The 15626-nt window shown below is 68.0% G+C and carries 13 protein-coding genes; 7 read left to right on the top strand and 6 right to left on the bottom strand.

Features of this window, described 5'->3' with window-relative positions:
* Positions 1-1419: a TolC family outer membrane protein gene (locus tag ACW4E8_RS01660; RefSeq protein WP_456802922.1), complete on the top strand. Its 1419-nt coding sequence runs from the start codon at positions 1-3 to the stop codon at positions 1417-1419.
* On the top strand, positions 1416-1868 hold the full coding sequence (locus ACW4E8_RS01655) for a toxin-activating lysine-acyltransferase (RefSeq protein ID WP_456802921.1): 453 nt from the start codon (positions 1416-1418) through the stop codon (positions 1866-1868). The genes ACW4E8_RS01660 and ACW4E8_RS01655 overlap by 4 nt, the downstream gene beginning before the upstream one ends.
* Positions 1869-1902: 34 nt before the next feature.
* Here ACW4E8_RS01655 and ACW4E8_RS01650 read toward each other — a convergent pair whose 3' ends face one another.
* Positions 1903-2886: a Bug family tripartite tricarboxylate transporter substrate binding protein gene (locus ACW4E8_RS01650; protein WP_456802920.1), complete on the bottom strand. Its 984-nt coding sequence runs from the start codon at positions 2884-2886 to the stop codon at positions 1903-1905.
* Between the two features lie 80 nt (positions 2887-2966).
* Positions 2967-4421, bottom strand: coding sequence for an amidase (locus ACW4E8_RS01645; RefSeq protein ID WP_456802919.1), 1455 nt, complete (start codon positions 4419-4421; stop codon positions 2967-2969).
* 118 nt (positions 4422-4539) lie between these two features.
* On the opposite strand from ACW4E8_RS01645, the gene ACW4E8_RS01640 reads away from it, so the two are divergent.
* Positions 4540-5466, top strand: a complete 927-nt coding sequence (locus tag ACW4E8_RS01640; protein ID WP_456802918.1) for a LysR substrate-binding domain-containing protein — start codon at positions 4540-4542, stop codon at positions 5464-5466.
* A 27-nt stretch (positions 5467-5493) separates the two neighbouring features.
* Here the strand turns inward: ACW4E8_RS01640 and ACW4E8_RS01635 are convergent, their stop codons facing one another.
* A complete protein-coding gene (locus tag ACW4E8_RS01635; RefSeq protein WP_456802917.1) occupies positions 5494-6429 on the bottom strand; it encodes a BON domain-containing protein in 936 nt (311 codons plus the stop codon).
* Between the two features lie 304 nt (positions 6430-6733).
* Positions 6734-7345, bottom strand: coding sequence for an OB-fold protein (locus ACW4E8_RS01630; protein WP_456802916.1), 612 nt, complete (start codon positions 7343-7345; stop codon positions 6734-6736).
* Between the two features lie 404 nt (positions 7346-7749).
* Between ACW4E8_RS01630 and ACW4E8_RS01625 the strand changes: the two genes are divergently transcribed.
* The 3 genes from ACW4E8_RS01625 to ACW4E8_RS01615 all read left to right on the top strand — a co-directional run bounded on the left by ACW4E8_RS01625 (position 7750) and on the right by ACW4E8_RS01615 (position 12586).
* Positions 7750-8424, top strand: a complete 675-nt coding sequence (locus ACW4E8_RS01625; RefSeq protein ID WP_456802915.1) for a response regulator — start codon at positions 7750-7752, stop codon at positions 8422-8424.
* A gap of 9 nt (positions 8425-8433) precedes the next feature.
* Positions 8434-10320, top strand: a complete 1887-nt coding sequence (locus ACW4E8_RS01620; RefSeq protein ID WP_456802914.1) for an ATP-binding protein — start codon at positions 8434-8436, stop codon at positions 10318-10320.
* A 316-nt stretch (positions 10321-10636) separates the two neighbouring features.
* Positions 10637-12586, top strand: a complete 1950-nt coding sequence (locus ACW4E8_RS01615) for a methyl-accepting chemotaxis protein (RefSeq protein WP_456802913.1) — start codon at positions 10637-10639, stop codon at positions 12584-12586.
* A 15-nt stretch (positions 12587-12601) separates the two neighbouring features.
* On the opposite strand, the gene ACW4E8_RS01610 is transcribed toward ACW4E8_RS01615, so the two are convergent.
* Positions 12602-12802 carry a DUF2905 domain-containing protein gene (locus ACW4E8_RS01610; protein WP_340525616.1) on the bottom strand — a complete coding sequence of 67 codons (201 nt, stop codon included), beginning with the start codon at positions 12800-12802 and terminating at the stop codon, positions 12602-12604.
* Positions 12803-13271: 469 nt separating this feature from the next.
* Between ACW4E8_RS01610 and ACW4E8_RS01605 the strand changes: the two genes are divergently transcribed.
* Entirely contained in the window at positions 13272-14654 is a 1383-nt protein-coding gene (locus ACW4E8_RS01605) for an MFS transporter (protein ID WP_456802912.1), read from the top strand.
* Here the strand turns inward: ACW4E8_RS01605 and ACW4E8_RS01600 are convergent.
* Positions 14648-15601 carry a LysR substrate-binding domain-containing protein gene (locus tag ACW4E8_RS01600; protein ID WP_456802911.1) on the bottom strand — a complete coding sequence of 318 codons (954 nt, stop codon included), beginning with the start codon at positions 15599-15601 and terminating at the stop codon, positions 14648-14650. The two genes, ACW4E8_RS01605 and ACW4E8_RS01600, sit on opposite strands and share 7 nt — an antisense overlap.
* Positions 15602-15626: the final 25 nt, after the last annotated feature.

Here is a 15626-nt window from a genome sequence, read left to right as displayed (position 1 = left end):
ATGCATGTTTTGAGCAGCGCTGCTGTGGCTGCGCTGGCCGCGGTCGGCGCTCTTGTCCCGAGCCAGGCCAGCGCCATCGACCTGCTGTCGGTCTACCGGATGGCACAGGGGGGTGACCCCACCTTCGAGGCATCACGCTACGCGCTGGAGGCCGGACGCGAGAAGCTGCCGCAGGCTCGCGCCGGCGTGCTGCCCTCGATCAACCTGAATGGCAACGGCAATCGCCAGGACGGGCAATCGAGCTTCGCGGGCAGTCCGTTCACGGACCGCAGCGTGAATAGCTGGGCGTGGAACTTGCAGCTGTCGCAGCCGGTGGTGCGTGTCGCCAACTGGATCGGCGTGGCACAAGCGGGTGCACAGGTCGAGCAGGCCGAGGCGCAGTTCGCGCAGGCCGAGAGCGACCTGATCCTGCGCACCTCGCAGGCGTATTTCGATCTGCTGACCGCGCGCGACAGCGTGACAGTTGCCAGGGCACAATTGCGGGCCGTGGAGCAGCAGCGCGTGCTTGCCCAGCGCCGCTACGACGTGGGCGAGGCGACCATTACCGATGTGTACGAGTCGCAGTCCCGCCACGACCTGGGGCGCTCGCAGCTGGTGCAGGCGCTCAATGACCAGGAAGCGAAGCAGGCGGAACTCGAACGGCTGGTCGGGCCATTGCCAGAGCCCGTGGCGGGCCTGAAGGCTGACGTGACCCTGCCGGGTCCCGAGCCGAAGGATGTCAATGCCTGGATGGGTCATGCGCGGGAGAACAACCCGGTAGTGCGCACGCAGTCGGCAGCGGTCGAAGTTGCCGAGAAAGAGGTGTCCAGGAACCGCGCGGCGCACCTGCCGACGCTGGATTTCACGGCTGGCTATGGCAACAACTACACCTCGGGTTCGATGACCTCGCCGGCGGACATCGAGAACCGGGTCAAGTCCGGCACCATCGGGCTGCAGCTGACAATCCCGATCTACCAGGGCGGCGCCGTCAACTCGCGCGTGACCGAGGCAATCGCCAATCGATACAAGTCGCGCGCGGAGCTGGAAGCGGCGCGGCGCCAGGCGGCGACGCAGGCACGGCAAGCCTACGGTGGTGTAACGAGCGGCCTGTCCCAGGTCGAGGCGCTGACTTCCGCGGTCACGTCGAGCCTGGATTCGGTCAACGCCAACAAGATCGGCTACCGGATCGGCACGCGCGTGAACATCGACGTGCTCAATGCCGAGCAACAACTCTTTGCGGCGCAGCGCGATCTCGCGAAGGCACGCTACGACACTATCCTGCAAGGCATGCGGCTGAAGGCGGCGGCGGGCACGCTGACTGAGGCGGATGTGCAGGGCGTGAATGCGCTGCTGACCAACAATGCACAGCAGGAAACGCCGGCAGTGCCCGCCATGCCCGCTGCTGCCCGCATGAAACAACCCAGGACGAGTATCCAATGACTATCCCGACCGATAACGAACAGCTGATGAAGTTTGCTGCCGAGCAAGCGCAGCGCGTCATCAAGAAGATCCCGCTGCTTGGCCCGGTGTCTTGGCTCATGATGAACAACCCGACCACACGCCACAGCTTCTTCTCTGACCTGGAGTGGCGCGTAATGCCGCCGCTGATCCTGGAGCAGGCCAAGCTGTATATGCGGGGCGACATGCCCACGGCCTTTGTGACCTGGGCCTACCTCTCCGACGCTGTGATCGAGCGGTTTGCCAAGCCGCCATACCAATTGGCGCCCGGAGATTGGAAGTCGGGCGACAAGGCGTTCCTTATCGACGTGTTCGCCCCCTATGGCGGCGCCAAGGACGTGCTGGATGATCTGAAGGCCACGGTTTTCAAGGGCAAGGTGCTACATCAATTGGCACCGGAGGGCGAGCGAACGATGCGCGTGCTGGGGTAAGCCGCAGCGGGCCGGTGGCCCGCCCGCTGTGTCGTTACTCCGCCCGAATATCCGCCCGCGCCGCCACCGCCCGCATCTCCGGCAATTCCTTCTCCACCCGCGCCTTCACCGCCGCACCATTGCCATAAGCCGGCGTCAGCGCCAGTTCGACCATGCGTGCCTTGGTAGCCGGCGCGTTGGCGACGTCGGCCAGGGCCTTCTCCAGCTTCTGGTGCACCGGCGCGGGCAGGCCCGCGGGTGCCAGCAGCGCGAACCACGTGCCCATCTGGAAGCCGGGGTAGCCACTCTCGGCCACCGTCGGTACCTGCGGCAACGCTGGCAGTCGCTGCGGCGACAGCACCGCCACCGGCCGGATCTTGCCGCCCTTGATCAGCGGCAGGGTGGCCACCACGGTATCGACCGCGACCGGCACCTGGCCGCCGGCCAGCGCGGTCAGGCTGGGGGCGCTGCCGTTGAAGGGCACGTGGACCATGCGGATGCCGGTGGCGGACTTGAGCATCTCCGCGCCGAAATGCACCGAGGACCCCGCGCCGAACGAGCCGTAGGAGAACTTGTCAGGGTGGGCCTTCGCCTGCGTCACCAGATCCTTGAGCGAGGTGATCTGCGTGTCCGGGTTGGCCACCAGCACCAGGCTCATGTCGGCGACCAGGCCCAGCGGGGTGAAGCTCTTGATGGGGTCGTAGCCCAGGTGCTGGCGGATCGCCGGGTTCAGCGTCAGCGTGGTGCTGGCCGCCAGCAGCAGCGTGTAGCCGTCGGGCGCGGCCTTGGATACCTGGGTGGCGCCGATCACGGTGCTGGCGCCGGGCTTGTTCTCGACCACTACCGACTGGCCGAGCTTTTCGCCAAGGCCGACTGCCAGCAGGCGGCCCAGCACATCAGTGGCGCCGCCCGCGGCGAAGGGCACCACCAGCCGGATCGGGCGGTCCGGCCAGTACTGCGCGGCGGCGGGCGTTGTGGACAGCACCGCGGTCAGGGCGGCGGCGCAGGCGAGAAACAGCTTCGGGGGCATTGCGGTCATCGTTGGCACTCCTGCCGGCAGTTATAGGAATAGAAGGCAATCGGAAGCAATACGAAGCGGGGCCAGGACAAGTCGAGGGCTCAATCGAGCCAGGGGCTGCGCACGCGCGAGAAGCCGCCGGCCTGGTCATAGGCATGGCCGAGCTGCAGCACCGCGGCGTCGGCCTGCGCCGGGCCGATGATCTGGATGCCGGCCGGCAGGCCCTGGGGGCCGAAGCCGGCTGGTGCGGCCAGGGCGGGCAGTCCGGCCATGGTGGCCGGCACCACGGCCTGCATCCAGCGGTGGTAGGTGTCCATGTCGTGGCCGTCGATGGTGTGCGGCCAGTCCCAGTCAGCATCGAACGGGAACACCTGCGCGGCCGGCAGCACCAGGTAGTCGAAGCGCTCGAACAGCGAGCGCAGTGCCTGGTACCACGCGCTGCGCTCGCACAGGGCCTCGTACACGCGCGTGCCCGGCAGGGCCAGGCCGCGCTCGATCTCCCATGCGGCCTCGGGCTTGAGCAGCGCGCGCCTGGCCGGGTCGTGGTACAGCGCCGCGTTGGCGCCAGCCACCGAGAAGCTGCGCAGGTCGATCCACGCGTGCCACAGGCGCTCCAGGTCGAACTCGGGCAGCGCGGTGTCCACGGTGCAGCCGAGCGTGCGCAGGTGCGTGAGCGCCTGCTCGCAGGTCTCGAGCACGCCGGCTTCGGTCGGCAGGTGGCCGCCCAGGTTGCCCAGCCAGCCGATGCGCACGCCGGCCCAGTCGCGTTCGGGCGGCAGCGTGAAGGTGCCGGGCGCTTCGGCGCGGTGCGTCAGCGGCAGGCGCGCGTCGAAGCCGGCCTGCACCGACAGCAGCAGGGCCAGGTCCGGCACGTTGCGCGCCATCGGGCCGGCCACGCTGAACTGCTGGAAGAAGACCTCGTCGCCCGGGCCGTGCGGCACGCAGCCGACCGAGGTGCGCAGGCCATACACGTGGTTGAATGCCGCGGGCGTGCGCAGCGACCCCATCATGTCCGAGCCATCCGCCACCGGCAGCATGCGCAGCGCCACCGCCACCGCGGCGCCGCCGCTGCTGCCGCCGGCGGAGCGTGCCGGGTCGAAGGCGTTGCGGGTGGTGCCGTAGACCGGGTTGTAGGTATGGCCGCCCAGGCCGAACTCCGGCGAGTTGGTGCGCCCGACAAAGACCGCGCCGCCGGCGCGCATGCGCTCGAAGATCACGGCGTCGGCCTCGCTGACCTGCCCGGCGAAGATCGGCGAGCCCTTGGTGGTGACCATGCCCGCCGCCGGGCTGATGTCCTTGGGCGCCTGCGGGAAGCCATGCAGCGGGCCGCGGCTGGCGCCGCGCCCAAGCTCCACGTCGAGCCCGGCCGCCTGCTTGCGCAGGGTGTCGCGGTCAACCGGCGCCACGATGGCGTTGACGCGCGGGTTGTGGCGGTCGATCTGGCCAAGGAAGGCATCGAGCACTTCCACGCACGAGACCTCGCGCGCATGGATGGCGCGCGACAGGGCGACGGCATCGAGTTCGGTGATGGGATCGGGGGTCTGGGTGGGCGCCATGGCTCGGGTGTCTCCTGTGGTGTCGGGAAAAAGCATACGGGCGGCGCACGGTTTCCCGCAATCGATGATTTTTTCAAATATCCTTGCGTAAAATGCAAACCAGCCCCCGGAGCCGCCCATGCTGTCGCATCGCCTGCAGGACACCTCGCTGCGCTATTTCCTGGAGGTCATACGCAGCGGCTCGCTGACCGAGGCGGCGCAGCGGCTGAATGTCACCGTGTCGGCGGTGAGCCGCCAGGTCGGCGCGCTCGAAGCGTTGCTCGGCGTGCCGCTGTTCGACCGCCGGCCGCGTGGCATGGTGGCCAGCGCCGCCGGGGAGTTGCTGGCAGCCTATGCCCTGCGCGGCGCGCTGGAAGCCGATCGGGTGGTGTCAGAGATCGCCGCGCTGCAGGGCCTGCGCCGGGGCCGCGTGCGGGTGGCCAGCTCGGCGGGGTTTGCGATCGAGTTCCTGCCGCGCATCATTGCCGAGTTCCGCCTGCGCTATCCGGGCCTGCAGTTCCATGTGCGCGTGGCGCCGCCGGCCGAAGTCACCGGCATCGTGCTGCATGGCGATGCGGACATCGGCATCACCTACAGCCGCGCCGCGGAGCAGGGCATCCGCGTGGAGCACCGCCAGCCGGCGCCGGTAATTGCCATCATGCGTCCGGACCATCCGCTGGCGCGCTTTCGCAGCGTCACGCTGGCGCAGATGCAGCCTTACCCGCTGGCGCTGCCGGAGGGCGACAACACCGTGCGCCAGCTGTTCGACATCGCTTGCGGCGAACGCGGCATGGTGTTCGAGCCGGTGCTGGTGACCAACCACTTCGAGACCCTGACCAACTTCGTGCTGCACGGTGGCGGGCTGTCGATCTCCGGCGCCGTCACCGTGGGAGACAGGTTGCGCCGCGGCGAACTGCACGCCGCCTCGATCCGGGAGCGCGGCATGCGCAGCCGCGCGGTCGAGTTGCAGACGCTGGCGGGCCGCACGCTGCCTGAGGGTGTGCGTGCGTTCCTGGGGTTTATCCGCGAACGGCTGGCGGCGGAGGTTGGCGTGGCGGGCGCCTAGGGCCTGCAGCGCCCGCCATCGCTGGTGTCATCCGCGCCAGGTGCTGCCGGTCACATCGCCGGTGCTGCGGGCTTCGGGGGGCTCGCGGCGCACGCGGATGTCGTTGTTGACCTCCTTGACGCCGTAGGTGCCGTCGGCCAGGTCTTCGATATAGAACTTCTGGCCGCGGTCGCGCACGGTGCCGGTCAGTGACACCACGCCTTCGCTGACGTCGACGCTGACGTCGCTCACGTCAACGCCGCGCGCGTAGCTGAGTTGCTCGCAGATCTGGTCGCGGATGCGCTCATCGCTGCGCTGGTAGCCGCGCGGGCCGGCGCGGCGTTCGGAGGTGCCGAACCAGTCGCCCACGGCTTCGCCGATGCGGCGGCCCAGGTTGTAGAGCACGCCATGCGAGCCTTCGCGCTCGTCATCGGGATTGTCGGCTTCCCAGCCGCGGCGCTGCGCATACTCCCGGTAGCCCGGGCCGTGGCGCCGGGCCTCATAGCGCTGCTTCTCTTCCCAGTCCTCGTGCGGGTCGACCCAGTAGCGGGTGTCGCTGCGCAGGTCGCTGAAGTAGGTGTCATGGCCGCGCGCGTGAGGCGATTCACGCGGATCCCGTGCGCGTTCGGCGCTGCGGCGCCACTGGCGCTCGGCGTCCTCGTCGTCGCGTTGCCATGCCTGCGGATCGCGCCATTCGCTGGCACGCTCCCAGCCATAGCCGCCGTTCAGGCCGTAGCGCAGGTTGCTGCCGTAGCGCGCGCCGGACGGGTGTTCCGGGTACCTGCCGGTGCCGTACGCTTCATTGAATTCCCGGCCCGGGCGGGCGGGGCCGCCGTAGCTGGTCTGGCCGGGGGCCATTTGCTGGCGCCGACGCTGCGCTTGCCAGCGCTCCTGTTCGGATTCAGGTTGCCAGTCATCGTCTTCCCATGCCTGGCGGCGTTGGCGCGCGGCGCGCGCATTGCGCTCATCGTAGTAGTAGCCCATGCTGTTTTCCTGACAGTGTGCGTGTGGCGCCATGTGCGGGCGCACATGCCGTGCGCGAACCGCTGGCGGGTAATCAGGAAGGGGCAAGATTCGTACCGTGCGGCGGGGTGCCCCGCGGACGGGGGTTTGCCGGCACTTTGGCGCGCGCCACCGTGCAACGGTTTCAGAGTTTGTAAGGGATGCAGGGCCGGCTGGGCGTGCCGTGCCGCAGTATCCACATGGCGCGAGGCAGGGCGCCGCACGCGTGGCCGGGGCGGGCGTGCCGGGCGGCCATACTGCCGCCCGTCGCCACCGTTTGGCCGGTTTACTTCGTGCTGCTGGTCTTGGTCGACTTTGTCGATTTGGTGGTCGTGGCTGCCTTGGCGGGAGCGGCTGGGCTGCTGGCAGCTGCCGTCGTATTGGCCGCCGGCTCGATCTTCGACTTGCTGAACGCGAAATAGCATTCGGTATTGCTGCTGTTGGCCATTTCCGAATCGCGCGTGGCCAGCACGCCGGTGACGTTGATCTTGTCCCCGGTCTGCAGGTTGCTGATCTTCTTCTGGTTGACCATCAGCGCGTCGCGCATCAGCGCCTTGCCGGTGCACTGCGGATTGACCGAGTCCTTGAAGTAGACGGCGATGGTGTCGTCCGATTTGCGCAGGCCATCCACCTTGGTGATGCGGGCGACCGTACCGGATACCAGGATTGCCTGCGAATCCCACTTCTTCTTCGCGGTGATTTCGTTCTTCTTCCAGTCCGACCAGATATCGCCCAGCGAGGCAGGCTTCGGATCCGCCAGCATGCGGAAGTCGCCGCTCAGCACGTCGCCGGTGCCGTCGAGCACGCCGCTGATGGAGGACATTGCGCCGTCCATCGATTCACACCCCGCCAGCAACCCGGCCAGCGCCAGCCCTATCACCAGTTTTCCCGTCTTCATTCTTCTTTTCTCCAGGTCCGCCAGCTCCCTCGGCTGACGCCGGGGCATTGTATTCGTACAGCCTGCAAAATCCAACAGAACTGGCAAAAACGCTCTATTTCCGGAAAAAATGGGGTGGCATCCCCCAAACGGGGCTGTCCCGGCGCGATCTCAGGAGCCGGCCGGTTCGGCGCCTCCCAGAATATGGGATGGGCAACGGTGCGCGGCCATGCGATGAGTCAGGGCGGCAGACAAGCGCGGCGGCGTTTACCCTGAAGGGACCCGCCCGGCCGTCCCATGCGCGGGCGGATATGTCAGAATCCGCCGTCGTACCCGGCACAGCATGCAGTAGGACGGGCAGCAAGACTGGCCGGACAACGGGCAGCACAATGGGCAGCACAACGGCATGGCTCGGGAACACAGGCATGGCAAGCACAACAAGAGTCCTGATCGTCGAAGACGATCCCGCGGCGCTGAGCCGCCTGGTGCAGGCCGTCGAGATGCATGCGCCGGCCACGGTGGTGGCAGGCTGCACCGCCAGCGCGACGGAAGCCCTGGCCTGGCTCGCGCAGCATCAGCCCGACGTGCTGCTGTGCGACCTCGGCCTGCCGGACGGCAGCGGCATTGACGTGATTCGCGCCGCGCGCGAGCGCTATCCCGCCTGCGACTGCATGGTGGTCACGGTGTTCGGCGACGACCAGCACGTGCTGGCCAGCATCGAGGCGGGCGCCATCGGCTACCTGCTCAAGGACGAAACCACGGACCGCATCGCAGCCTCCATCGGCGAACTGCGCGCGGGCGGCTCGCCGATGAGCCCGCTGATCGCGCGGCAGGTGGTGAACCGGCTGCGCGGCGCGCCGGCAGAGGCGGTTGCGCGCGATGCCGCGGCCACCGGCGCCGTGGTGCTGTCGGTGCGCGAGAACGAGATCCTGGACCTGATCTCGCGCGGCTATACCTATGCCGAGACTGCCCGCTACCTGGGGCTGAGCGTGCATACCGTGCAATCGCACATCAAGAACATCTACGGCAAGCTGGCAGTGCGCTCGCGCGGCGAGGCCGTGTTCGAGGCGGCCAAGCTGGGCCTGCTCAAGTCCTTGTGACCCCACCCCATGCTGCATCGGCCGCGCCACCTCCGGACCGTGCTTGCCGTGCTGCTGGCATGGGCCTGCCTGATGCTGTCCGGCATGGCGGCAGCCGCGGGCACGATGGAACTGGCCGCGGCCACGCGCTCGGCCACGCTGACCGATGGCACGGTGCTGCCGGCGCGCCCGCTGACGCTACCTGACTACTGGGACCGCGAGCAGCCGGGCAAGTCCGGCACGGTAGTCTACGAACTGCGCTTTGACCGCAACTGGCCCGCGGCTGACCCTGGGGGGCTGTTCGTGCCATGGGCCGGCGGCAGCTACGAGGTGCGGCTCAATGGCGTGCTGATCGCCGCCGGCGGGCGCCTGGACGCACCTTCGTCGGCGCTGGCCAAGCGCCCCTACTACGCGGCCGTGCCGCCCGAACTGGCGAGCGCGCACGGCAACCTGCTGCGCATCACCGTGGCGGCGCGCGCCTATGCGCGCTCGGGCCTGCTGCCGGTGACGGTGGGCCCGGCCGCCGAAGTGCGCGCGCAGTTCGAGCAGGCCTTCCGCCTGCGCGTGGTCGGCCCGCTGATTGCGGCGGTGCTCAGCGTCGTGCTGGGTGGCCTTGCGCTGCTGATCTGGTGGCGCCAGCGCGATCCGCTGTTCGGCCTGTACGGACTGGCCGAGGTCGCCTGGAGCGTGCGGCTGCTCGACTACTTTGTCGATGACCTGGCGATTCCCGCGGAACTGCGCAGCTATATCGTTGCCGCCGCGCGCGAGGTATTCCTGGGTGCCATCGCCCGGTTCTGCCTGCTGGTGATCCGCGTGCCGTGGCGCTGGCTGCATCGCACCCTCAACGCCTACTTGTGGCTGGCGCTGCCGGTGATCGCGCCGCTGGCCGCCATGTCTAGCCACCCGATGGTCTTTCCGCTGAGCTGGCTGGTCAAGGTGGGCATCATCCTGACCGTGGCCGGCGCGATGGTATGGGGCGCATTGCGCCGGCCCAGCCGCGAGGCGACGCTGCTGGCCGCCACCGTGGGCGTGTCGGCGGTGCTGTTCCTGGCGGACTGGATCAAGGTCTGGCTGACCGGCGACTACTACTGGGTCCATTCCATGACCCGCTATGTGTCCGTGCCGTTCAGCGTGGTGATGGCGTGGATGCTGGTGGAGCGCTACACCAGCGCGGTGCAGAGCCTGCAGGACGCCAACCAGGTGCTGACCGAGCGCGTCGCGCAGCGCGAGGCGCAGCTGCGCGCGGCCTTCGCGCGCACGCAGAAGATCGCAGCGGAGGAGACCGCGCTGCGCGAGCGCGGCCGCATCCTGCGCGACATGCACGATGGCCTGGGCAGCCAGCTTGTCACCACGATCTCGATGCTGGAATCCGGCAAGGCCAGCTCCCCGGAAATCGCCGTGCAGGTCCGGCACGCCCTGGATTCGCTGAAGCTTTCCATCGACGCCATGCAGGACACCGGCGGCGACCTGGCGGCGGTGCTGGGCAACCTGCGCTACCGCCTGGGGCCGCGCATCGCCGATGGCGGCCTCGATATCCACTGGGAGGTCGAGCGCCTGCCCACGCTGGCGCATTTCACCGCGCGCAAGGTGCAGGAGCTGCAATACCTGCTGCTCGAAGGCATCACCAACGTGCTGCAGCACGCGCGGGCAACCGCCCTTACCGTGACCGCCCAGGCGGACATGGACGCGCAGGTGATCCGGATCACGCTGGCCGACAACGGCCGCGGCTTCGACACCGGGGCCACGCGCGGCGGGCGCGGGCTGCGCAACATGCAGGTGCGCGCGGCGGCCATCGGCGGCCGGTTGCAGATCCGGTCGGCGCCGGGCAGTACGGCGCTGACGGTGGAGGTTCCGCTGGCGCCGGGAGACGGCGAGGAGGCCGGCACGGACGGGGAGGGCATCGCGCCCGCCGCGTAGAGGCCCGCACGGCCCGGGCGGCCCGGGCGCGAAGGCTCAGCATGCAAGGCCCGGCCCTGGTCGGAAAAACTGCGCGACCGGCTGGCTTCGCTGATCGGTGCGCAGCTATGACGGGGCCTGCATTACGGGCCTGATCAGAAGCGCTATCGAGGCCGCCCGAAAATCGTGCTGACGGCCCATTTTTCCTGGATTTTTGCCCCACTTCAGCGCTTTCCTTGCACCGCATTTGCGCATCGTCAAGAACTTGGAAATCCGCGCTTCAGCCCTGCAAAACAAGGCCGATAGCAGGGGAAACCAAGCTCTGTCCGACGACGCCATGCCCGCCTTCTTCCTTCCCGCCGAGCGCCTGATGGCGCGCCTGAATATCAACCGCAAGCTCACGCTGATCGCTGTGCTGTTCCTGGTGCCGCTATGCGGCGCGATGTACGTGGTGCTGAGCGATGCGGCGCGATCGATCCGCACCACCGGCGATGAAGTGCGGGGGCTTGCCGTGGTCGGGCATGCGCTCGACTTCATGCGCGAGACCCAGGTCCGGCGCGGCGCCGCCAATGCGGTGTTGTCCGGCAATGCGGCCTTTCGCGCCACCTTCGACGGCGCCGACAACAAGGCCGCGGCCAGCCTGGCGGGGCTGACGCGCAGCATCGCGGAGAATCCTGCCTTCGAACTGGGGGCCGGGGCGCGCAAGCTGGAGCAGGACTGGCAGCATCTGCGCGGGCTAGGCCTGGACACCACGGCCGGGCCGCTGTTCGAGCGCCACAGCGCGCTGGTGCGGCAGACGCAGGCGTTTATCGGCGACGTGGCTGAGCGCTCGCAGCTGGCGCTGGACAGTGACGCGGGCTCGTACTACCTGATCAACCTGCGGGTGGGCCCGATGCCGCGCCTGGCTGAGCTGAGCGCGCTGGCGCGCGGCCGCGGGGCCGGCATCATCGCGCAGGGCGGCTATGCCGATGCCGCACAGCAGGCGGGCCTGGGCGCGCTCGCCGAGCAGATCCACGAGGGGCTGGAAACGGTGCGGCGCGACATCGCGCGCGTCGGGAACGCGGCACCCGCGTACCGGCCGCGCATCGACGCCGCGCTGGCGCGACTCGCCGCGATGGACAACTTCCATCGCACGCTCAAGGTCCGGATGCTGGGCGCGACCGGCATCGATATCGATGCCACGACTTACTTCGACGAGGCCACCGCGGCCATCGAAGGCGTGGCGGCCGCCAACAAGGCGTTTGCCGGGATCGTGGACGCCATGCTGGCACAGCGTGTCGCTGCGCAGGAAAGGCAGTTCGTGTCGCTGGCGGGCATTGCGCTGGTGACCGTGGCCGCCGCGTTTTACCTGTTCATCGGCTTCAGCCGCGGCATGCGCGGCGACGTGCGGCAGGTGGCGGACATGGTCGAGCGCATCAACGCGGGCGACCTGACCCTGCGCATCGCGGTGCGGGGGCGCGACGAACTGAGCGAGATCAAGCGGCACCTGCTGTCGCTGGTGGACAGCTGGCGCGCGCTGATCGGCGACACCAAGGCCGGCGCGCACAACGTGCTGGCGGCGGCGGGCGATATCGCGCAGGGCAATATCGACCTGTCGCAGCGCACTGAGGAGCAGGCCTCGTCGCTGGAGCAGACCGCGGCCAGCATGGAGCAGCTGACGGCGACCGTGCAGCAGAACGCCAGCAATGCCGGCCAGGCCAGCGAGCTGGCGCGCGAGGCGTCCGGCGTGGCGCGCGCCGGCGGCGACGCGGTCGGGCGCATGCAGCAGACCATGCAGGAGATCGAGGCCGATTCGCGGCGCATCGTCGACATCATCGCGGTGATCGACGGCATTGCCTTCCAGACCAATATCCTGGCGCTGAACGCGGCGGTGGAGGCCGCGCGCGCGGGCGAGGCCGGCCGCGGCTTTGCGGTGGTGGCGACTGAAGTGCGCGGGCTGGCGCAGCGCGCCGGCAACTCGGCCAAGGAGATCCGCACGCTGATCTCGCAATCGGCGCAGCGCGTGGCGTCGGGCAACACGCTGGCGCTGGACGTTGCCGCGACCATGGAGAACACCGTTGCCGCCATCGGCCGCGTGACGGCGATGATGGATGAGATCAGCCATGCCTCGCGCGAGCAGAGCAGCGGCATCGCCCAGGTCAACCAGGCGGTGACGCAGATGGACCAGGTCACGCAGCAGAACGCCGCGCTGGTGGAGGAGGCCGCCGCGGCGGCGCAGTCGCTGCAGGAGCAGGCGCTGCATATGCAGCGGGCGGTGGCGGTGTTCCGGACCGAGGCGCAAGCCTAGTGCACCTCGCAGTGCTCAGCGCCGGAAGATCCAGATCACGACCGACACCAGCACCGACACCAGGATGCAGGTCGTGATCGGAAAGTAGAAGCTGAACCCGTCCCGGACGATATGGATATCGCCGGGCAGCCGTCCAAGTGGCAGCTTCGACAGCCAGGGCCAGGCAGCCGCGGCTGCGATCAGCAGGCAGCCAAGGATGAGAAGCACACGTTGCATGATCGGATGGATTCGGTTCGGCCGGCGGCTTGTGGCGCCGCGTGCCCTGAGACATTGGACAGGCACGTCACCGCAGGATTGCATCGGTTCGGCGCACCGGGGCCAGGGACTATAGGTCGCGGGTTTCGGAATGTAAATTGAGAGTTGGCGCTCTTTGCATGAAATTTGGTTATACCGCCGAAATGCCGCAAGGCTAGTCTGATAGTAAATTTCACGATCAGCCGGTTTTCTGATAGAAAGCACTGTTCCCTGATCCAGATGTTCAATCTGGTTCCACAAAAATGGCGCGTTCCGGTGAAATCCACACGCTGGACGGCCAATTTCCCGCCGGGTTAACGCTAATTCTGAGTCGCAATGCCCGTTGCCTAAGATTCCGTTCAATTGGAGAACAGCAGTTCGCCATTAGAACAAAATCGCATGTCCGGCCTGCAGGACGGCTAGTGCGATTTCCAGGCAAACGGAGACAGCAGTGCAACATCCCACCCAAACGAAGGGCGGCGTCGCAGACGTCCAGGCCCTGATCGATGGCCAGCGATTCACTGGTTACCAGTGGCTCATTCTTGGCCTGTGCTTCCTGATTGTGGCCGTTGACGGCTTCGATACCGCGGCAATGGGCTATATCGCGCCGGCGCTGGTGCAGGACTGGGGGATCGAGAAAGCAGCCCTCGGGCCCGTCATGAGCGCGGCCCTGTTCGGTCTTGCTTTCGGTGCGATCTTCGCCGGTCCGCTGGCTGACCGTGTCGGCCGCAAGAAGGTGCTGGTGCTGTCCGTCTTCTTCTTTGGCGCCTGCAGCCTCGCCACCGCGTTTGCGCCCACGCTGGGCTGGCTCACGGTCTGGCGCTTCCTGACCGGCCTTGGCCTGGGCGCCGCCATGCCCAATGCCGTGACGCTGACATCGGAGTTTGCGCCGCAACGCCGCCGTGCCGTGCTCGTGAACACCATGTTCTGCGGCTTTCCGCTGGGTTCCGCGGCCGGCGGCTTTGTCGCCGCCGCGATGATTCCGCACTTCGGCTGGCACAGTGTGCTGCTGCTTGGCGGCATCGTGCCCCTTGCGCTCGCGCTGTTGCTGGTGGTGCTATTGCCGGAGTCCGTGCGCTACATGGTCCTGCGCAAGTATCGGGCCGACCAGATCCGCAACGTGCTGCGGCGCGTGACCGGCGCAGATCTGCCCGAAGCCAACACCTTCATCATCAGCGAGCAGGCCCCTGCGACCCGATCCGCCATCGGCACCGTGCTGGCCCCCGGCTATCGCCTGGGCTCGGCGATGCTGTGGTCCACTTACTTCATGGGCCTCGTCATCTTCTACCTGCTGACGAGCTGGATGCCGACGCTGATGAAGGACGCCGGTTTCTCGATCCAGCACGCGTCATTCCTGACGGCGCTGTTTCCGCTCGGCGGCGGCATCGGCACTATCGCGGCCGGCTGGTTCATGGACCGCTTCAATCCGAACAAGGTCATCGCCATCACTTACGCCGCAACCGGCGTGCTGATCTACGCAGTGGGCCACGGCACCGGCAGCCAGGTGCTGCTGGGCGTGCTGATCTTCGTCGCCGGTACGGCCATGAACGGCGCCCAGTCTTCGATGCCTTCCCTGGCCGCGTCCTTTTACCCGACGCAGGGTCGCGCCACTGGCGTTGCCTGGATGCTTGGCATCGGCCGTTTCGGCGGCATCACCGGCGCGCTGCTCGGTGCTGAACTGCTGCGCCTGCACCTGGGCTTCGACACGATCTTCACGCTGCTTACCGTGCCGGCATTCCTTGCCGCCGGTGCACTGCTGGTGAAGCATTTCAGCAGCCGCCCTGCGGCTGCCGCCGACTCAGTCAATGGCAGCGCAAGCGTCGCCAGTCACTGAGCGGAAGCAGGCTGGGCCGCGGCGCGTATGCAGTTCGCCAGCGCCTCGGCCATCGGCGTGAGCGTGCGGTCGCCGTGCCGCAGCAGGCCGATCGGTTCCTCGGTGCCCTGCGTATCGATCGGCAGCAGTACCAGATCCCCCTCGGATACCGCGCGCCTGGTTGCAGAGAGCGGCGCTGCCCACACGCTGTCGCTCTGCCGGGCCAGCAGCCGTCCGAGATAGGCGTCCGAGGTTTCCACGCATCCGCCCGGCAGGGGCAGGCCGTGCCGGGCGAGCAGGCTTTCCGTGTTGTGGCGGGGAATCGAGCCCGCGGCCGGAATCACCAGCGGCCACGCCAGCGCGTCAACCAGCGTTGGTCGCGATAGGTCGGCGAGGGGATGCCCAGGACGAACCGCCAGTGCCAGCGAGTCCGGGCCCAGGGACTCGAACCACAGGCTCTCCATGGCCACCGGGTCGTCCATGCGGCCAATGACGAGGTCGAGCACATCCGCCTTGAGCTGGTCGATGAGGTTGCGGTTCATGCCGGTCTGCACGGCAAGGCCGACCTCGGGATGCGCGGCGCGGAAACGCAGCAGGGCGTCAGTCAGCACTGCCGGCACCACGCTCGGCAGCGCACCCAGCCGGATGCGCTCCTGCGGCAGCGCATCCGCGCCGGCCATGCTGTCCGCCGCCGCATCGATATCCGCGAGGATGCGCAGGGCGTGGCGCAGGAAGCGCGTGCCGGCGGTGGTCAGTTCAGTGCCGGCCCGCTGCCGGACCAGCAGGCGGGTGCCGGCCAGTTCCTCGAGCTCGCTCAGTGTCTTGGAGACGGCCGGCTGGGTCAGGCCCAGGCGTTCGGCCGCACGGCCCAGGTGCTGAGTCTGCGACACCGCCACGAAACAATAGAGGTGCCGCAGCCGCACGCGATTGCGGAAGATTTCGAGCGCGAGTGGGGCTTGGGGTTTCATGTCAAAAAGTTATCGTATTTCGACG

The sequence above is a fragment of the Cupriavidus sp. CP313 genome (genome assembly GCF_054072015.1).
Note: the sequence above shows the minus strand (reverse complement) of the source record. Positions and strands in the feature narration are given on the sequence as shown.